Origin of the sequence: Streptomyces sp. NBC_01166, assembly GCF_045039765.1 — a bacterium.
GTDB lineage: Bacteria > Actinomycetota > Actinomycetes > Streptomycetales > Streptomycetaceae > Streptomyces.
The window spans coordinates 8,093,293-8,112,580 of the sequence record NZ_CP108613.1; the positions used below are offsets into that span (position 1 = coordinate 8,093,293).

Sequence of the window (19,288 nt, forward strand, 5' to 3'; positions counted from 1 at the left end):
GTCTATGATCACTCCGAGAAAGCTTCAACAGGCACGTGTGTCACGTGTGTTACCGATTTCCGGGGCCGGGTGGCGTGGGGGCGGGCGCACTGGCCAGGATGTTGTGGACCAGGGCCAGGAACTCCTCCTCCGTGAGGCCCAGTTCGCGCGACTGGCCGATGACGCCCTGCACGGCCTCGGTGAGCCGGGCCCGGCCGGCGGCTCCGGGCGCCGCGGTGATCACCGCACCCCGGCCGCGGCGCAGCTCGATGAGGGCCTCGTCTCGAAGCCGCTGATAGCCGCGGAGCACGGTGTGCACGTTGACGCCCAGCGACTCGGCGACCTCACGGGCGGGTGGCAGCCGCTCACCAGGGGCCACCGTGCCGTCGGCGATCGCCCCGCGCACGCAGGCGGCGATCTGCTCGCCCAGCGGTACGGGTGAGCCTGGGAGTACCCGGAACAGCATCGCTAGTCGCACTCCCTTGCGTGACGGTCCGTCAGGCCGTTGAGCAACGCGGCCGCGGTGGCCGAGTCGTCGACGGTGACCACGTATTCGCGTCCCCCGGCCGTACGGACGGAGAGCGCCTCGCCCGAACGCAGCAGGACGCCTCGCCGGTTCGGTCGTATCCGGTAGCCCCAACCGCCGAATTCTCCCACGGGGTCGACCTCGACGCTGTCGGCGCCGACGATGCTGCCGAGCGGCAGCGCGACTCGGGGCCTGGGCAGGACCGTCGAGGTGACCGTGACGCCCCGCCGGTCGACGGTGACCCGGACGCCGGTGAACGCGGCGCAGATCAGGCCGAGTGCGAGCAGTGGCAGGCCCGTCTGCAGGGAGCCGAACACCAGGACGAGCAGGCCGGCGAGTGCGACCGCCCCGGCCACCGGCGCCAGTGCGCGGGACACCACGGTGCGGCTCCAGGCGGCGACCTCACCCTCGGCGAGAGGCAGCGCGGGTGTGGGTGGTGCGGGCTCCGGGCGCGGCCCCGCATCCATCAGCCGCCAGAACAGGGCGCCGGTGGCCACACCCCCTGCGAGCAGTACGGCGAGATGCCACAGGGGCAGTTGCACCTCGGCCGGATCCTGGACGTCCACGTTGACGAGAACGCTGACGACCAGTGGATAGCCGACCGTGAACGCCGTGCCGGCTCCGACGGCGGCGTTCACCCGCGACCCCGCGCTCCTCCTTGAGGACAGGGTCATGACGGTGAATATCAGCCCGAGACCGACGAGCAGGGCCAGCCCGGACCACAGCGCGGTGGACCGGCTCATGTAGTCGTTCGCCCCGCCGCCCACCGAGAAATGCGTGGCTATCCGGCCGGGCAGCCGGTCCCGGTTCGCCAGATGGACCCCGGTGTACGCGGCGGTGGCGACGCCGAACGGCGCTGCTGTCAGGACGCCCCTTCTGATGGCGGTCATCTGACTTCCCCCCTGAAGTTGTTTGCATTGAAGTAGAACAATAGCACCAGCTTCGGGTCCGTGCCCGGAACGGTGCTCGTCCTACCCGTGGCCGGGGGACCGGGTGGCGTCGGTGACGCGGTCGAGCCGGTAGTAGTCGGCGACGCACCCCCCGGGCCAGTACGAGCGCCCCCGTCGGCTGAACGGCTCCAGCATCTGACTGATCACGAGGCGCTCGTACGGGAGGACCCTGGCGCCCGCGCTCGCCCCCTCACGCAGACGCCGGTCCTGGGCGTCCCACTCCTCGGCCCGAGCACGCATGTTCGTGTCGAGGTCGAGCAGCGCGACGGCCGGCCCGAAGCAGACCAGGACGCAGAGCACCGCGCACGCCGCCTGAAGGGGGCCGGTCCTCCGCGCACGCTGCCGGGCCGCCACCCCCAGGAGCGCACCGGCAGCGACGAGCAGGGTCACGTAGACCAACAGGTAGTCGTTCCAGAGCCGGTTGGCGCTCGGATCGCTCACCCGGTCCTGGAACACCGGATAGGTCACGACCGTGCAGAGGAAGCCGGACACGAGAAGCGCGGCCACCGCCGCACAGGCCGTCGGAAGCCAGTGGGCGGGCGGGCGCGGCGTGCTCCCGTCCGGGCGCCGGCACAACAGCCCCAGGAGCACCCCCACCGCCACCGCCCCGATGTACTGCCATGTGGTGGCCACGGTCAGCGCGATCTCCGCGAATCCGCGCAACGAGGCGGCGAGCGACTCCGGCGCGACCATGGACGTCGTACCCGCACCGAACCGGTCACGCCGGGTGTTCGATCCGGGTGAGGTGATCAGCACGACGGCCCCGGCGGCGACCCCGGTGATGCCCGCCGCGCACCAGAGACGGAGGAAGCGCCGGAAGGGGCCGGCGGCGGCGCGGCCGCTGAGGACGAGGACGGTGACCAGCAGCACCGCCACGACGATCGCGGTCTCCTCCGACAGCGTGCCGACGGCCAGGCCGACGACGAGGGCCACGGCGAGGGCCGCACCCCTGCCACGGGGCGAACGGGCCCCCAGGAACGGGAGCAGTGCGGCACAGGCCAGCACCGGTGGCATCGTGTGCGAGACGGACGCGGCCGGCCAGTAGAACGTCTTGTACGTGTTCGGCGTGACGAAGAGGAAGAGCGCGGTCGCCATGGCCGCGACCAGCAGCGGCAGGCCGCGCGGCACGGAGAGCCGGAGACGCCGCAGTGCCAGGACCGCCGCAGCCCACAGCACCGCCAGTGTCAGCACACCGGTGACCAGGCCGAACCACTGGTGGCCCGCGATCTGGAACTTCGCGTAGGCGCCGACCAGTACGGCGTTGGCGACCCGCCCGTTGTCGTCGAAGTAGAACCGGCCGATGAGGCCGGTGACGCCGTGGTCCCGCACCGTGGGCAGGAAGCACCAGTCGTCCGCGCCGGGCCGGACCGACCGCCCGAACCACGCTGCCGCGGCGAGCAGGGCCAGGGGCGGGAGGGAGAGAGCGGTCAGCCAGACCGAGGCCCACGAGCGCGGCCGGGAGGCGCGCCCCGGACGCCGGGGCAGACCCCGGGGGTCGTGCACCGTGGCGTCCGGCCGGTCAGGGGCCGTGGATTCCGGTGTGCTGTCGGACATCCGCGCTCACCGGTCCTCGGAGGCGCGGACGGGGAGGTCGGGGACCGGCGCGCCCACGGGCGGCTCGGGCTGCTGCGTGGACCGCCCGGCCGGGGCGGGGGCCTCGCGGCGGCCCGACATGATCGCCCACCGGGCCAGCAGGAAGGAGACCGGGGTGACGAGGACACCGGCGACGAGCGCGGACAGGTTCTTGTCCATGCCGAGGCCACTGACCGCCCCGTAGAGCAGAGCGCCCGAAGCGACGAGGTTCACCAGGCTCGACACGGGATAGCGCACGAAGGCACGCCATGTGGGCTTCGTACGGCAGGTGACGTAGGAGTTGAGCAGGAACGAGCACACGATGCTGACCGCGTACCCGAGGACATGGGCGACCAGGTAGGGGATCCATCGGTTCAGGACGGCGTAGACACCCAGATAGACAGCTGTGTTCACGCATCCCACCAGGACGAAACTGGCGAACTGGCGCGCGGTGCGGCCCCGGGGGGAAGCGGGCGTCGTCATGGCGGGCGGAGGGTGGTCCGGCGGCGCCGGACAGCTCTCGTCGGTCTCCCGCACCACATAGGGCGGCCGGTGCTTGGCCTCGTGGTAGATGCGCCCCACGTACTCGCCGATGACTCCGAGGGTCACCAGCTGGATGCCGCTGAGGGCCACCACCGCGGTGAGCAGCGTGGCATAGCCCGGTGTGTCCGCGCCGTGCAGCACCACGGACACCACCGTCCACACCGCGTAGGCCAGGGCCGAGAGGAAGACCCAGAAGCCGGTGTAGATCGCAAGGCGGAGCGGGCGGTTGTTGAAGGACAGGAGCCCGTCGATGCCGTAGTTCAGCAGTCGCCGGCTGCCCCATTTCGAGCGGCCCGCCACGCGTTCGCTGTTCCGGTAGCGGAAGCTGACGGTGTCGAAGCCGATCCAGGAGAAGATCCCCTTCGAGAAACGGTTGCTCTCCGGCATGGACAGGACGCTCTCCACCGCCCTCCGCGACAGCAGCCGGAAGTCCCCGGTCCCGTCGAGGAGCTCCACGTCCACACAGCGGCGCACGACCGCGTAGTAGGCATGGCTGAGCGTGCTGCGCACCATGCCCTCGCCCGAGCGGTCACGACGCGGGATGACCTGGTCGTAGCCGTGACGGTGCAGTTCGAGCATTCGGGGGATGAGCTCGGGCGGGTGCTGGAGGTCGGCGTCCATGATCACCACGGCGGCGCCCCGCGACATGCGGAGCCCGGCCAGCATGGCGGCCTCCTTGCCGAAGTTCCGGCTGAACGCCGTGTAGCGGGTCCGCTCGTCCTGGGCGGCGAACGCGTTGAGCAGCAGCCGTGTGCGGTCGTTGCTGCCGTCGTCCACGTAACAGATCTCGAAGGTCTCCTCGAGCCCTTCCAGGACGGCGGTCAGCGCCGCGTGGAAGGAGCCGATGCCCTCGGCCTCGTCGAAGCAGGGCACGACGACCGACAGCTGAAGGCCGGTCACGCGACACCTCCGGACGTGCGGGGACCCGGAGCGGCAGGTTCGGCGCGCTCCGCCCCGCAACAGTCGCGCATCCGGTGGAGAAGTCCTCCTCCTGCCGCTCGGGACGCGCGAGCCGTCGGACTCTTTCGCACGAACGGCGCATGGTCAGGCTAGGTACGGGGCGCCCGGCGGCCGGATCACCGGTGGCCCACGACGTTGACGACGCTGCCGTTGGGGTCACGGACGAAGAACCGGCGCACACCCCACTCCTCGTCCTGCAGGGGATGCACGATCTCGGCGCCGTTCGCCCGCATCACCGCGTAGGCCGCGTCCACGTCGTCCACCTCCACGCTCACGTCGGGCACCACCGGCGCGGTCTTGTCGTGGCTCATGAAGGTGATCTGTGCCGTGGGGTTGGAAGGAGAGGCGAGCGTCATGACCCACCCGAGGTTCATGACCTCCTCGAACCCCAGGAGTTCGTAGAACCCCCGGCTCTCCTCCATGGCCTCTGAACGGATGTCCGGCATGACGCGGCGGATGGACACGGTGGACTCCTGCTGACGGACGACGGCGGATGTGCCTCTGATTCTGTCCAGGAGGCTGCCGGGCCGCACCCCCTTCCCGTCCGCATCAGCCGCAACTCGTCCCGGGGGCGCGGCGGTGGACGGCCGGCGGTGCGGGCACCGGTCTGGCGGCCGGAGCCCGCACCGCCCGGTCTCAGCGTCGCGTGCGGACCAGCAGGTACAGGAAGTACGGCGCGCCGATGACAGCCGTCATCAGACCCGCCCCGAGCTGGGCCGGCGCGATCACCGTGCGCCCCGCCAGATCCGCCAGGCAGACCAGCACCGCACCGAGGAGGAGCGAGACCGGGACCACCCGCACATGCCGCCGGCCGACGAGGGCGCGGGCCGCGTGCGGTGCGACCAGTCCGACGAAGCCGATCGTGCCCGCGGCCGCGACGGCGGAGGCGCTCAGCAGGACGGCGACCACGAGGAAGCCGAGACGCGCCCGGGGGAGACCCAGGCCCAGAAGCCTCGGGGTGTCCTCGTCGAGCGCGACGAGGTCCAGTTCCCGTCGGCGTACCACCGCCAGGACGATGCCGACGACGAGTACGACGGCCACCGGCAGCGCATCGGGCATGTTCCGCCCGTACGTCGAACCGGACAGCCAGGTGAGGGCCTTCGTCGTGTCGAACGGGTCGCTGAGCACAATGATCAGGCTGATCAGCGCCGCCGCGGCGGAGGACACCCCCATACCGAGCAGCACCAGCCTGTTCTGCCGGAAACCGCCCCGTGCGGCCAGCCCGAAGACGAGCGACGCTGTGACGGCGGCTCCGCCGAACGCCGCTCCCGCAACCGCCCACGAACCGGGGGCCTGCGCGGTGGTCACCAGCAGGACCGCGCCCAGACCGGCGCCTCCGGAGACTCCCAGGACGCCCGGTTCCGCGAGCGGATTGCGGGTCACGGCCTGCACCAGGGTGCCGGACAGGGCCAACGCGGCACCCGCGAGGAGCGCTGCCGTCACCCGCGGCACCCGGGTGTCGAGGACGAACGTGACGACACGGCCCGCCCTGCCCTGCGCCCAGTTCACGACATCGCCGAGCAGCAGCTTCGAGTCGCCGAGGAGTACCGCCGCCACCAGCACGCCCACGAGGACGACGGCGAGCACGGCCACGGTCACCAGGAACGCGGTCCGTCCGGGGATCCTCAGCCGGTCCGGCGCGTCCGCGGCTTCGGTGTCACGGGTACGGAGCGCCATCACGACGAGGAACACGCCCCCGACCACGGTCGTGACGACGCCGGTCGGCACCTCGACGGCGGTGTCGGCGGGCACGAGCGCGCGCAGCAGCACGTCCGAGCCGAGCACGAGCGCGGCGCCCACGAGCCCCGCCACGGGCAGGCTCACCCGGGAGCGGGCGAGTCCCCGGAAGCGCCGGGTGAGAGGCCGTACGAGCGCGGGCGCGCAGAGGCCGACGAAACCGATCGGGCCCGCGAGCGTGACCGCTGCCGCTGAGAGCAGGGTGGCGAGCACGACCGTGGTGACCCGGGTGCCGCGGACGGGCACGCCCAGTCCACGGGCGGTGTCGTCGCCCAGGGCCAGGGCGTCGACGCGTCGGGCGACGACCATCAGCCCGACGAGTCCGACGCCGATGACCGGGGCCATCTGGATGACGCCGTCGAAGCCGTTCTGGCCGACACTTCCCTGGTTCCACCGGTAGAGCCCCTCGGTCTGCTGAGGGAACAACAGGAGCAGCGCTTCGGTCACCGCGTTCAGTCCCAGCGCGAGCGCGCTGCCCGCGAGGACCAGACGGACGGTGCCTCTGCCGAGCCCGGACAGCCCGAGGACGACGGCCGCGGCGGCGAGTCCGCCGACGAACGCGGCGCCGGACGAGGCGAGGAGCGGGAGGGTGGTGCCGGTGACGGCGAGCACCCCGAGCGCCAGGTAGGAGCCGGCGTTCACGGCGAGTGTGTCGGGTGAGGCGAGGACGTTCCGGCTGACGGCCTGGAGGGCGGAGCCGGCCATGCCGAGTGCCAGTCCGACGAGGACGGCGGCCACCATCCTCGGCAGCCGGGAAGCGACCACCACGGAGGCGTCCCCCGCCTCGGCTTGCCCGACGATCGCGTTCCAGACCTCCGACGCTCCGACATCGGCGGTGCCCTGGGTGATGTCGACGGCGGCGAGGACGGTGACCAGCAGCACGAGCGTGGCCGCCACGGCGACCGCGCCCGTCGTGGCCGCGGTGGTGCGGTCACGGCCCACCGCGGTCCTGTCGATGACGGCCACGGCGCGCTACTTCGTCAGCGCGTCGACGAGGGAGTCGGCGTACGCCTCCATCGAGCGGGGGCCGCCGAACATCCAGACGCCGTCGGGCAGCCGGTGCACGTTGTCGTCCTTCACGAAGGGGAGCGACTTCCACACGGCGTTCTTCGCGAGGGTGCCGGCGAACGCGTCGCCGTCGACGTCGTTCGCGATGTACGAGAACTGGACGTCCCCGAGGCCGGTGAGCCCTTCGACGTCGGTGGTGGCGAGGCCGTAGCTCTTGTCCCCCTTCACGGTCCAGGCGTTCTTCAGGCCGAGACGCTCGTTGACCGCGCCGAGAAGGGATCCGCTGGTGTAGGCGCGGACGGAGACCTGGTTCGACGCGACGTAGCCGTCGGCCGAGGCGATCTCGGCGCCGCCGAGGCCGGCGTCCGCGAGGGCCTTCCTGCCCTCGGCGAGGCTCGCTTCGAAGTCCTTCTTGACGGTTTCCGCCCGGTCCTCCTTGCCGGTGGCCTTCGCGATGAGGTCGAGGCCCTCCGTCATCGTGCCGATCTGGTCGGCGGCGTCGGCGGACGTGACCTCCAGGACGGGTGCGACCTTACGGAGCTGCTTCACCACCGCCGGGGCGAGGTCGCTGGTGGCGACCACGAGGTCGGGTGCGAGGGCCGCGACGGTGTCGATGCTCGGCTCGCCGCGGGTGCCGACGTCCTTGGGCTTGCCGGTGAGCGGGGCCGCGGTGTTCCACGCGGTGTAGCCCTTCACATCGGCGACGCCCACGGGGGCGACTCCGAGGGTGACCAGGTCCTCGACCACGTTCCACTCGGTGGCGACGACCTTCGTGGCGGGGCCGTCGAGGGTCACCTTCGTGCCCTTGGCGTCGGTGAGGGTGATCTTCCCGGCGGGCTCGGCCGACGCCGCGGAGTCGTCGGAGGAGGGCTCCGTGGTTCCGCAGGCGGCCAGGGACAGGGCGGCGACGGCGACGGTGGCCGTGGCGAGGATGCGGCGTCTCATGAGGAGGTGCTGAGCCTTTCGGTTCTGGAATGGTGGCGGCCGATCGCGCGGGTGCGGAGCCGGCCGGTCGAGGGATCGGTGTCCACGTCGATGCGTATGCCGTAGACGTCCGACAGGAGTTCCGGCGTGAACACGTCCTCGGGCACACCGTCGGCGACGATGCGTCCCGCGTGCAGCAGTGCTACGCGGTCGGCGACCGCCGCGGCCTGGTCGAGGTCGTGGAGGACGACGCCCACGGCGATGCCGTGGGCGTCGGCGAGATCGCGGATCAGGTCGAGGAGTTCGACCTGATAGCGGAGATCGAGATAGGTGGTCGGTTCGTCCAGGAGCAGGACATCCGTCTCCTGCGCGAGACAGCTCGCCAGCCACACACGCTGGAGCTGCCCGCCGGAGAGCTGTTCGACGCCCCGCCCGGCGAGGTCCTCCACCCCGGTGAGGCCGAGGGCCCGGTCCACCGCGGCGGTGCCGCGGGGATCGGGGCGGCCCCAGCGGCCCCGGTGGGGGTAGCGGCCGAAGTCGACCACGTCCCGGACGGTGAGGCCGCCCGGCGTCGACCGGGACTGTGTCAGGAGCGCGACGCGACGCGCGAACTCGCGGGCGCCGAGCGCGAAGCCGTCCGTGGCCCCGTCCGTGCCCGGGCCCACCGTGAGCGAGCCGGCGCGGGGGGCCTGAAGCCGGGCGAGCGTGCGCAACAGCGTCGACTTCCCGCTGCCGTTGGGGCCCACGAGTGCGGTCACCTCTGCGGGCCGCAGGGCGATGGCCGCCTCGTGTACGACGTCGACCTGCCCGTACGCCACGGTCACCCCGTCGGCGGACAGTCCGTGACCGCGCGCACGCGGCAGACCGGCAGCCATGGGGGCATCCACAGCGCGGGAAGTGCTCTCACCAGCTCTCATGCATCTTAGGTTAGCCTGCCCTTAGGTAAAAGTGGACCACCCCCTCCCATTACACAGAGTCATCGGAACGGACGGATCCCGCGGGCCGCTCGGCCGCCCGCGAATGCGAGCCTGAGAGAGCGCCGGCCGGTAGCTGGGTATTGGCTGGTCCACCCCGTCGAACGCGGCCTGGCAGGGCAGTTGGTCCGAAGTGAAGTGGGGCGCGAAGTCATGGGCCTGCCCGGCGAGGACCACGGCACCAGTCGCTCTGTCGCAGGACGAGCGACTGGTGCCCGGGGTGTGGTCGTCCTGTCGGGCGGCGGCCGGCTCGAAGTGGATCTGTCCCTGGGGGTGCCGGACGAGACAGGCGAGCGCGGGCTCGACCCGAGGCAGTGGTCCGCCCGCCTCCGGAGCGGGTCGCACGAGCCCAGGTCCAGCCGGCGCACAGTCATGTCCAGCCCCATCGAGCTGTCCCGGCACGGTGCGGCAGGCCGGTCGCCCGGATCTGCCGTCAGCCGAACGCGGTGTCAGGCCGCTTGTCGCAGTCCCGCCACCAGGAGCTCGACCATTTGACGTGCGTCGTAGCCGCGGTTGCCTCCGGCGCCCGCGCAGAGACCCCCGACGCCACGCATGAGCGAGTAGGCGTCCATGCCCGGACGGATCTCACCCGAAGCGGCCGCCGCGTCGAGCAGTTGACCGCACACGGGTACGAGCCGCTCGACGAAGTAGGAGTGCAGGGGGTCGAAGCAGGGGTCGTCGGACTGCAGCACGGTGGCCAGTCCCTGTTTCGTGACCACGAAATTCACGAAGAGGTCGATCCATCGCGCGAGCGCGTCGTACGGGGACGGGCCGGTGACGAGGAGGGAGGGGCCGGCCTCGGCGAGCGCCTCGACCTGGTGGCGGTACACGGCGACGATGAGGTCCGCCCGCGTAGGGAAGTGGCGGTAGATCGTGGCTGTCCCCACGCCTGCCTCGGCGGCGATGTCGCGAATCGGCGCCTCCACGCCCGAGGCGACGAAGACCGCCGCGGCCGCGTCGAGGAGGACCCCCTCGTTGCGTCGCGCGTCCGCCCGCTTCGGCTTGGACGCACCACTGGTGCCCTGCTGGCTGCCGCCCACCGCGCTCACTCCTCCGCTGTCGCTCGCTAAACGGGACAGTGTCCCGTATGTTTTATCCGGGACGCAGTCCCGTTTTCCATGATGGCAGATCCGATCGAAGGGAGACCATTCCATGGCTGCTTCGGAAATGGCGACGGCCGCCGACGTGTCCACCCCCGTCATCTCGGTGAAGCCGGTGGTGCTGGAAGCGCCGGGGCGGGGTGAAGACCTGCGGGTGAGGGTCTCGGCGCCGGCGACAGGCAGCGCGCTGCCGGTCATCCTCTTCGCCCACGGCTTCGGTTCGTCACTTGACGGCTACGGCCCCTTGGCCGACTTCTGGGCCGCTCACGGCTTCGTGGTGATCCAGCCCACCCACCTCGACTCCAGGACGGTCGGCCTGTCCCAGGACGATCCCCGTATACCGCGGCTCTGGCGATTCCGTGTCGAGGACATGAAGCGCGTCCTGGACCGACTCGACGTGCTGGAGGCCGCCGTACCCGGCCTCGGCGGCCGCCTCGACCGCGGCCGGATCGCCGCGGCCGGCCACTCCTTCGGCGGCCAGACGGCGGGCAACCTGCTGGGCCTGCGCGTCCTCGACCCGGTGAGCAAACAGGAGGAGGACCTGTCCGACGCGCGGATCGGAGCGGGGGTGCTCCTCGCCACCGCCGGGAAGGGGGGCGACGACCTGACGCCGTTCGCGGCCGAGAACTTCCCGTTCATGAATCCGAGCTTCGCGAACATGATCACGCCGACCCTGGTGGTCGCGGGCGATCAGGACGACCTCCCCCTGTCCGTCAGGGGGCCGGAGTGGCTTGCCGACCCCTACTTCCTGAGCCCGGGGGAGAAGAGCCTGCTCACCGTGTTCGGGGGTGAGCACTCGCTCGGCGGGATCACCGGGTACGAGGCCAGGGAGACGACGGACGAGGACCCCGGACGCGTGTCCATGATCCAGCGGGTCACATGGGCCTACCTCCGTCACGCGCTCGATATCGAGCATGCGAGCTGGGCGGCGGTGCGGAAGGCTCTGTCGGAGAGCGCCGATCCCATAGGAAAGATCGAGTCGAAGTCCTGAGGGGCGCGAGGCCCCGCCGGGGCGCGTGGTGCCAGGGACGGCCCGTCAGGTACCCGCCCATGGCGGTGAAGTACTCCGTCGCGGGCAGTTCCCGGCCGTCCTCGGCGCGTACGCGTGTGATGGCCAGGCCGTGTTGCCGCCGGTACGGGCATCCGCCCCGGCGGCGATCACCACGCCGTCGCCCTCGCGGTAGAAGACGCGGCCGGGCGTTCCGCCTTAGCGGCCCTGGGACACCACTGCGGCGAGGACCTCGACGCGCTTGCCCCTGTGCAAGGTTAAGGCGCCGGGGTACGGCTCGGACCGGGGGCGGACCAGGCCCACTTCGGACTCCCCGTTGATGAGGGCCCAGTTCGGCGGGGAGAAGCCGCGTATTTCGCCAGCAGCGAGTCGTGGATGTTCGGAGTGCCCCATGCCGTGCGCTATCGACAGCTCTCCAAGATGAGCTTAGGCTCACCTAAATTGCAGCGGGGCGCTCCGTTCGGTGTGCCCGGCCCTCGGCGCGCCGCGCCTTCGGGCGGCTTCCCCGCACGATGGGAGTGACATGTCACAGGTTCGGCCTGGCGACGCACCACAGGTCCACGACCTCATCGGCATCGGGTTCGGACCGTCCAACGTGGCCATGGCGATCGCCATCGGCGAGTGCAACGCGGGGACGGGCGCGCACGAGCCGGTCACCGCCCGCTTCTTCGAACAGCAGCCGCGGTTCGGCTGGCACCGCGGGATGCTGATCGACGACGCGACCATGCAGGTGTCCTTCCTCAAGGACCTGGTGACGCTCCGGAACCCGGCCAGCGAGTACAGCTTTCTCTGCTACCTCAAGAGCAGAGGCCGGCTGGTCGACTTCATCAACCACAAGAACCTCTTCCCCCTGCGGGTCGAGTTCCACGACTACTTCGAGTGGGCCGCGGCCAAGGTCGACCCCATGGTCTCCTACGGCCATGAGGTCGTCGGCGTCACGCCTGTCGTGGGCGACGGTGCCGTGGAGTACCTGGACGTGACGGTCCGTTCGGCCGAGGGGCTCGTGGCCCACCGGGCCCGCAACGTGGTCATCGGGACCGGGCTGCGGCCGCTCATGCCCGAAGGGGTGGAGCGCGGTGACCGTGTCTGGCACAACTCCGACCTGCTGGCGAAGGTCGACGGCCTGAAGGGCACCTCGCCCTCCCGGTTCGTCGTCGTGGGCGCCGGACAGAGCGCGGCCGAGAATGTCGCCTACCTGCACCGCCGCTTCCCCAAGGCCGAGGTCTGCGCGGTCTTCTCGCGCTACGGCTACAGCCCCGCCGACGACAGCGCTTTCGCCAACCGGATCTTCGACCCCGGGGCCGTCGACGAGTACTTCGCCGCACCCGGAAGCGTCAAGCGCAGACTGATGGACTACCACGGCAACACCAACTACTCCGTGGTGGACATCGACCTGATCGACGACCTGTACCGGAAGACGTACCAGGAGAAGGTCCTCGGCACCGAGCGGCTGCGCTTCCTCAACGTCTCCCGGCTGGCCGCCGTTGAGGAGGGGGCGGACGCGGTCCGTGCCACGGTGAAGTCCCTCGTCACCGGGGAGGAGACCGTCCTGGACGCCGATGTCGTGGTGTTCGCCACGGGCTACAGCCCCGTCGATCCCCTCGGCCTGCTCGGCGAGGTCGCGGACCGCTGCCTCCTCGACGAGGAGGGGCGTGTCCGCGTCGAGCGTGACTACCGCATCGCGACCGGCCCCGGACTGAACTGCGGCATCTATCTGCAGGGTGGCACCGAGCACACGCACGGCATCACGTCGGCCCTGCTCTCCAACACGGCGATACGGGTCGGCGAGATCCTGGACTCGCTGGTCGGCCGGGGACTCAAGGAAGCACCCGACGAGGTCCGGCTGGTCGCGGAGGGTATCGGCGGCACCGCCTGCTAGACCGCACGGATTCATCTCCCGGCCCGCGCCGGGCGCCCAACTGCCGATGCGTACCGCGTAGATCAAAGGGATATCGTACGTCGCCATGAGCACGACTGCAGTGGAGCGGACCGCCCCCAGGGGCACGACAGGGGCCCGCCGAAGACGGGTGGCGGGCTTGGCCGCTCTGGTGGCGATCCTGGTGATCGGGTTCGCCGCGTCGCTGGCCGTCGGGGCGCGGTCGCTGAGCCCCGCGGAGGTGTGGCACGGGCTGTTCGCCGCGCCCGACCCCGACCAGCGCCTCAGCGAGATCAGACTCATCGTGCGGACCGTGCGGGTGCCCCGGACGGTGCTCGCGATCGTCGCCGGCGTCGCGCTGGGCATCGGCGGGGCGCTGATCCAGGGGTACACCCGCAACCCGATCGCGGACACGGGGCTGCTGGGCGTGAACTCCGGGGCCTCGTTCGCCGTGGTGACCGTGATCGCCGTCTTCGGCTTCGCCGACCCGTTCCAGTACGTCTGGTTCGCCTTCCTCGGCGCGGCGGTCGCCGGTGTCGTCGTGTTCGGACTGTCCAGCATCGGCCGGGGGGCCGGCAATCCACTGACGCTCGCGCTGGCGGGCCAGGGAGTCACGGTGTTCCTCGCGGCGATGACCACGGCGGTCGCGCTGTCGGATCTGAAGTCGCTGAACGCACTGCGGTTCTGGAACGCGGGCTCCGTGGCCGGCGTCGGCTTCGAAGTGATCTGGCCGGTCACGGCGTTCGTCGCCGTCGGCGTGGTGTTGGCCCTGACCACGCTGCCCTCCCTCAACCTGCTCAACCTGGGGGACGACGTGGCGCGGGGGCTGGGCGTGAACATCGCGCTGAGCAGGACCGTCGGCATCGTCGCCATCACCCTCCTCGCGGGAGCGGCCACGGCGGCATGCGGCCCCATCGCGTTTCTCGGGCTGATGGTGGCCCACGTCGCCCGGTATCTGACCGGACCGGACTATCGCTGGCTGGTGCCGTACGCGGGTCTCCTCGGAGCGGTCGTCCTTCTGGTCTGCGACATCGTGGGACGCGTGGTCGTGCGGCCGGGCGAATTGGACGCGGGTATCGTCGTCGCCCTTCTCGGCGCCCCGTTCTTCGCGGTTCTCGTGTGGCGAGGAAAGTTCAGGAGCGCATGAACGGGACTGATGTGGAGCGGCGGGTGACGCCCGGCGTGCGGCTCGGCCAGGTGTCGTTCGTCTGGCGGCCGTGGATGGTGAGCGTCACCCTGCTGCTGGCGGCGGTCACCTTCCTGGTGTTCTGTCTGTCCATCGGGGTCGGTGACTTCCCCATAGGCCTCTCCCGGGTGATCGCCACGATCCTGGGCCGGGGCGAGCAGGTGGACGAGTTCGTGATCATGGACCTGCGGATGCCGCGTGCTCTGGCGGGGCTCCTCGTGGGAATCGCTCTGGGCGTGTCTGGGGCGATCACACAGTCCGTGGCTCGTAACCCACTGGCCAGCCCCGACATTCTGGGGATCACCGGGGGAGCCAGTGCCGTCGCGGTGTTCCTCGTGACCGTGTCCGGCGGGACCACCGCCGCGGTCGTGAGCACCGTGGGCCTGTCGGCGGCGGCGCTCGCGGGCGGCCTCTGCACGGGGTTGCTGGTCTACTTCCTGGCGTGGCGGCGCGGGATCGACGGTTTCCGGCTCATCCTCATCGGCATCTCGGTGACCGCCATGACGGAGGCGATCACCACCTGGCTCCTGACCGCCGCGGACATCAGGGACGTGGCGCGGGCACAGGCGTGGCTGGTCGGGTCGCTGGACAACCGGTCGTGGGACGAGGTCCGGGTGGTCTTCTGGTGCGCGCTCGTCCTCATGGCGGTCGTCGCGGCTGCCGCGTTCCAGTTCAAGCCCATGCACCTCGGGGACGAGGTCGCCGCAGGGCTCGGCGTCCGCTTCTCGAGGGTGCGGGCGGTTCTGCTCCTGTGCGCGGTGCTGCTGGCCGCCGCTGCGGTGAGCGCCGCCGGACCGGTCCCGTTCGTGGCGCTGGTGGCGCCGCAGATCGCCATGCGCCTGGCCAGATGCCCGACACCTCCACTGGTGGCCTCCGGCCTGGTGGGCGCGTTGCTGCTGATCGGCGCGGACCTGGCCGCGCGCTCGGCGCTGCCTGTCACCCTCCCGGTCGGCGTGGTCACGGCCGCGATCGGCGGGCCCTTCCTTGTATATCTGCTGGTGCGGGCGAACCTCAGATGACCGACGAACACGACCGAACGAACCGGGCAACGGGGGGACCTGTGGGCGCTGAGCACATGACGAGGACCGATTCGGCGGTCGACGACGTCTCGCGGCTGGCGGCGAGGAGCATCACGGTCGGCTACGGCGGGAGGACCGTCATCGACGGCCTCGACGTGACGGTCCCGCCCGGACTGATCACCACGATCATCGGTCCCAACGGCTGTGGGAAGTCGACCCTGTTGCGCACCCTGACGCGGCTGCTCAAGCCGACAGCGGGTGCGGTCGTGCTGGACGGCGAGGACATCGTCAAGCTCAGGACCAGGGACGTGGCGAGGAAGCTCGGTCTTCTGCCGCAGGCCCCGGTCGCGCCGGAAGGCCTCACGGTGGCCGACCTGGTGGCAAGGGGGCGCCACCCGCACCAGAGCTGGCTGCGGCAGTGGTCGTCCGACGACGCCTCCGTCGTGGAGCGCGCGCTGGCCATGACCGGTGTCTCCGAACTGGCCGACCGTCCCGTCGACTCGCTGTCCGGCGGGCAACGCCAGCGCGTGTGGATATCGATGACGCTGGCTCAGGGCACCGACCTGCTGCTGCTGGACGAGCCGACCACGTACCTGGACCTCGCTCACGCGATCGACGTGCTCGATCTGGTGGATGACCTGCACGAGTCGGGCCGCACGGTGGTCATGGTGCTGCACGACCTCAATCTGGCCACCCGTTACAGCGACAATCTGGTCGTCATGCGGGAAGGGGCGATCCTGGCGCAGGGGCACCCGCGTGACGTGATCACGGCCGATCTGCTGCAGGAGGCGTTCGGGCTGCGGGCCAAGGTGATCGAGGATCCGGTGGGGGACCGCCCGCTCATCGTGCCCATCGGCCGCACGCACGTGCAGCTCAACTGAGGTTCTCGTCAAGGAAATACGCCAGTTAGGCTAGGCTAACCTCACTCCGTATGGATAAGGTTTGCCTGCCCTCACACGGGGTGTAGCGACAGCGCGAAAGCAGGGGATTCCCGGATGCTCTTCCACAGATCGACGTTTCAGAAGCCATGGCGGCGGCTGGCTGCGACCCTCACCGCCGTGACGCTCGGCGTCGGCCTTCTCGGGGGATGCGGTTCCGACTCGGAGGAAGGGACGAGCGACAAGGCCCCGGCCGCCGCCGGCGGTGCGTTCCCGGTGACGGTGGAGCACGCGTTCGGGTCCACGAAGATCGACAAGGCGCCTGAGCGGGTCGTCACCGTCGGCTACACGGACGACCAGGCGGTGCTGGCCTTCGGCATCAAGCCGGTCGGCATGGTCGACCAGTACCCGAACCCGGCGGGCCAGTCCCCCGACATCAACACCCAGTGGCCCTGGGTGAAGGACAAGTGGGGCGACGCCCGCCCCGAGGTCGTCATGAAGAACGGCGACGCGGGCCCCAACTACGAGAAGATCGCCGCCCTTCGGCCCGACCTGATCATCGCGGTCTACTCCGAGATCGACGAGGCCGCCTACGGCAAGCTCTCCAAGATCGCTCCCACGGTGGGCCGCACCAAGGCCGAGAAGGATCTGTTCAGCGCTCCGTGGCAGGACAACGCGGTCCACATCGCCAAGGCGCTCGGCAAGGAGGACGAGGGTACCGAGCTCGTCAAGGGCATCCAGGGCAAGCTCGACGCGGCGCGTGAGGCGAACCCTGAGTTCGGCAAGGAAACCGCCGTCGCGGTGTCCTGGTACAAGGACTCGATCTCGGCCTTCACCACCACCGACGTACGCGGACGGCTGCTGACGGGCATCGGCTACAAGGGCGCGACCCAGATCGACAAGGTCGCGGGCGGCCAGTTCTCCACCGAGCTCTCCCCCGAGCGCGTCGACCTGATCGACGTCGACCGCATCTTCGTCATCAACGACAAGGCGGACACGGACGCGCTGAAGAAGTTCGAGCTGTTCAACAACTTGTCCGCGGTCAAGGACGGCAAGGTCTCCTACCTCCTGGACAGCGAGGGCCCGGCGGTCGGTGCGGCTCTCTCCCAGGGCACCCTGCTCTCCCTGCCGTACGCGATCGACGAGCTCGTCAAGTCGGCCGGCCGGTGACACACGCCGCCCGGTCACGTCGCCGCTCCGGACCGGTGCCCGGGTGAGCGCCACCGCCACTCGCGTCGCCCCGGCGGACACCCTGCGCACGGCGGCCGGGGGCGAGTCCACCCGCTGGGTCGCCGCGCGCTGCCGCGAAGTGCCGTGGCTGACGTCCGCCACCGTGCTCACCACGGTGGCCGGGGCGGCGCTCCAGGTGCTCCCGGTGCTCCTGCTCGGCCGGGTGGTCGACGGCGTGGTCGAGGGCGACGGACGCTCGGTCCTGGTCACGATCGGGGTCCTCATGGGAGCCGCCGCGCTGCTCGGCGCGGCGGCCACCGCCGTGTCGACCTACCTGATCGGGCGGCTGGGCGCGGATCTTCTCGCCCGGCTGCGGGAAGCCGCGGTCCGGGCGGTGCTGGGGATGCCCAGCGCACGGGTGGAGCAGGTCGGCCGGGGCGACGTGCTGTCCCGGGTCGGCGACGACGTCGCCGTGCTGTCCAGGGGCATCCGTACGGCCGTCCCCACGGTGTTCTCGGCCGGCGTGCTGGTCGCCATCGCCACGGTCGGAATGTTCGGGCTCGACTGGAGACTCGGCCTGGCGGGCGCCGGTGCGCTGCCCGCGTACGCGCTGGCACTGCGCTGGTATCTGCCCCGGTCCGCCCCGCTGTACCAGCAGCAGAGAGCGGCGCAGGCCGACCGTGCGCAGGCGCTGATCAGCGGACTGAACGGAATCGACACCGTCAGGGCGTACCGCCTCGAGGGTGCCTTCCGTGAGAAGGTCACCGCCAAGTCCTGGCGCGTGCGCGATCTCGGCATCGACGTCTTCCGGATCTTCGGCCGGTTCGTCGGCCGGGAGAACCGTGCGGAGTTCATCGGGCTGGTCCTGATCCTCGTGGTGGGGTACGTCCTCCTGGAGGCCGACGCCGCGAGCCTGGGCGAGGTCTCGGCGGCGCCGCTGATGTTCCACCGGCTGTTCACGCCCCTGGGCGCCATCATGTTCACCTTCGACGAGGCGCAGAAGTCGGGCGCGAGCCTCACCAGACTGGTCGGGGTGCTGGGGGAGTCCACCGAGGACCGGCTGGTGGGCGACGCCTCCGTGGCGTCGGCGGACGCCGCTGACCACCCGGTGACGGTGGAGGGGCTGACCTTCACCTATCCCGGTGCCGAGGATCCGGTCCTGCGGGACGTCAGCCTGACGATCCCGGCCGGCGGTTCCCTCGCCCTGGTGGGCGCCACAGGAGCGGGCAAGTCGACCCTCGCCGCCCTGATCGCCGGCATCGGCAGCCCGCAGGCCGGTTCGGTGCGCGTCGGGACGAACGACCTCGCCGGCATGGACGAGGCGGGCGCCCGCGCTCTGGTCAGCATCCTGACGCAGGAGACGCACGTGTTCTCCGGTCCGCTCGCCGAGGACCTGCGGCTGGCCGCACCCCGAGCGACCGACGGAGAGCTGATGGACGCCCTGCGCACCGTCGGCGCCGAACACTGGGTCTCCGCGCTCCCCGACGGGCTGGACACCACGGTCGGCGAGGGCGGCGAGCGCCTGGACGTCACGAAGGTCGCCCAGATCGCCCTGGCCCGGCTGGTGCTGAACCGGGCACCGGTCGTCGTGCTCGACGAGTCGACCGCGGAGGCGGGCAGCGAGGGCGCCGCCGAGCTGGAGAGGTCCGTACGGGCCGCCTGCGCGGGCAGGACCACGCTGTTCGTGGCGCACCGGCTGACCCAGGCGATGGCCGCGGACCGGATCGCCGTGCTGGACGAGGGACGCGTGGTGGAGCAGGGAACCCACGAGGAGCTCGTGGCCCTGGGCGGACGGTACGCACGACTGTGGCGGGCATGGCGCGAGGGCAGTTGAACCATCCCTGAGTTGAGTTGGTCCCACTTTCACACGCCGGAAG

At 70.9% G+C, this 19,288-nt stretch carries 16 protein-coding genes and 1 pseudogene; 7 read left to right on the forward strand and 10 right to left on the reverse strand.

What is annotated here, in order from left to right:
* Window positions 1-49: 49 nt before the first annotated feature.
* From OG379_RS36630 to OG379_RS36670, 9 genes are all read right to left on the reverse strand, one after another.
* Entirely contained in the window at window positions 50-445 is a 396-nt protein-coding gene (locus tag OG379_RS36630) for a GntR family transcriptional regulator (RefSeq protein ID WP_405667554.1), read from the reverse strand.
* A gap of 2 nt (window positions 446-447) precedes the next feature.
* Window positions 448-1,395, reverse strand: coding sequence for a DUF1648 domain-containing protein (locus OG379_RS36635; RefSeq protein ID WP_405667555.1), 948 nt, complete (start codon window positions 1,393-1,395; stop codon window positions 448-450).
* An 81-nt stretch (window positions 1,396-1,476) separates the two neighbouring features.
* Complete coding sequence (locus tag OG379_RS36640) at window positions 1,477-3,009, reverse strand: DUF6056 family protein (RefSeq protein WP_405667556.1); 1,533 nt, start codon at window positions 3,007-3,009, stop codon at window positions 1,477-1,479.
* 6 nt (window positions 3,010-3,015) lie between these two features.
* Window positions 3,016-4,470, reverse strand: a complete 1,455-nt coding sequence (locus OG379_RS36645; protein ID WP_405667558.1) for a glycosyltransferase — start codon at window positions 4,468-4,470, stop codon at window positions 3,016-3,018.
* Window positions 4,471-4,646: 176 nt separating this feature from the next.
* On the reverse strand, window positions 4,647-4,994 hold the full coding sequence (locus tag OG379_RS36650; protein WP_405667559.1) for a VOC family protein: 348 nt from the start codon (window positions 4,992-4,994) through the stop codon (window positions 4,647-4,649).
* A gap of 172 nt (window positions 4,995-5,166) precedes the next feature.
* On the reverse strand, window positions 5,167-7,233 hold the full coding sequence (locus OG379_RS36655; protein ID WP_405667560.1) for an iron ABC transporter permease: 2,067 nt from the start codon (window positions 7,231-7,233) through the stop codon (window positions 5,167-5,169).
* A 6-nt stretch (window positions 7,234-7,239) separates the two neighbouring features.
* Complete coding sequence (locus tag OG379_RS36660; protein WP_405667561.1) at window positions 7,240-8,220, reverse strand: ABC transporter substrate-binding protein; 981 nt, start codon at window positions 8,218-8,220, stop codon at window positions 7,240-7,242.
* Window positions 8,217-9,116, reverse strand: a complete 900-nt coding sequence (locus OG379_RS36665) for an ABC transporter ATP-binding protein (RefSeq protein ID WP_405667562.1) — start codon at window positions 9,114-9,116, stop codon at window positions 8,217-8,219. The genes OG379_RS36660 and OG379_RS36665 overlap by 4 nt, the downstream gene beginning before the upstream one ends.
* 506 nt (window positions 9,117-9,622) lie before the next feature.
* Window positions 9,623-10,213, reverse strand: a complete 591-nt coding sequence (locus OG379_RS36670; RefSeq protein ID WP_405667564.1) for a TetR/AcrR family transcriptional regulator — start codon at window positions 10,211-10,213, stop codon at window positions 9,623-9,625.
* Between the two features lie 112 nt (window positions 10,214-10,325).
* Between OG379_RS36670 and OG379_RS36675 the strand changes: the two genes are divergently transcribed.
* Window positions 10,326-11,264, forward strand: a complete 939-nt coding sequence (locus tag OG379_RS36675; RefSeq protein ID WP_405667565.1) for an alpha/beta hydrolase family protein — start codon at window positions 10,326-10,328, stop codon at window positions 11,262-11,264.
* A gap of 34 nt (window positions 11,265-11,298) precedes the next feature.
* Here OG379_RS36675 and OG379_RS36680 read toward each other — a convergent pair.
* A pseudogene (locus tag OG379_RS36680) lies at window positions 11,299-11,671 on the reverse strand (hypothetical protein); the annotation flags it as partial.
* A 134-nt stretch (window positions 11,672-11,805) separates the two neighbouring features.
* Here OG379_RS36680 and OG379_RS36685 point away from each other — a divergent pair.
* From OG379_RS36685 to OG379_RS36710, 6 genes are all read left to right on the forward strand, one after another.
* On the forward strand, window positions 11,806-13,161 hold the full coding sequence (locus tag OG379_RS36685) for a lysine N(6)-hydroxylase/L-ornithine N(5)-oxygenase family protein (RefSeq protein WP_405667566.1): 1,356 nt from the start codon (window positions 11,806-11,808) through the stop codon (window positions 13,159-13,161).
* Between the two features lie 85 nt (window positions 13,162-13,246).
* A complete protein-coding gene (locus tag OG379_RS36690; RefSeq protein WP_405667567.1) occupies window positions 13,247-14,305 on the forward strand; it encodes a FecCD family ABC transporter permease in 1,059 nt (352 codons plus the stop codon).
* On the forward strand, window positions 14,302-15,363 hold the full coding sequence (locus tag OG379_RS36695; RefSeq protein WP_405667568.1) for a FecCD family ABC transporter permease: 1,062 nt from the start codon (window positions 14,302-14,304) through the stop codon (window positions 15,361-15,363). The genes OG379_RS36690 and OG379_RS36695 overlap by 4 nt, the downstream gene beginning before the upstream one ends.
* Window positions 15,364-15,419: 56 nt before the next feature.
* Window positions 15,420-16,244: an ABC transporter ATP-binding protein gene (locus OG379_RS36700; RefSeq protein ID WP_405667569.1), complete on the forward strand. Its 825-nt coding sequence runs from the start codon at window positions 15,420-15,422 to the stop codon at window positions 16,242-16,244.
* 114 nt (window positions 16,245-16,358) lie between these two features.
* Window positions 16,359-17,411, forward strand: coding sequence for an iron-siderophore ABC transporter substrate-binding protein (locus OG379_RS36705; protein ID WP_405667570.1), 1,053 nt, complete (start codon window positions 16,359-16,361; stop codon window positions 17,409-17,411).
* A 43-nt stretch (window positions 17,412-17,454) separates the two neighbouring features.
* Window positions 17,455-19,245, forward strand: coding sequence for an ABC transporter ATP-binding protein (locus OG379_RS36710; RefSeq protein WP_405667571.1), 1,791 nt, complete (start codon window positions 17,455-17,457; stop codon window positions 19,243-19,245).
* Window positions 19,246-19,288 lie beyond the last annotated feature (43 nt).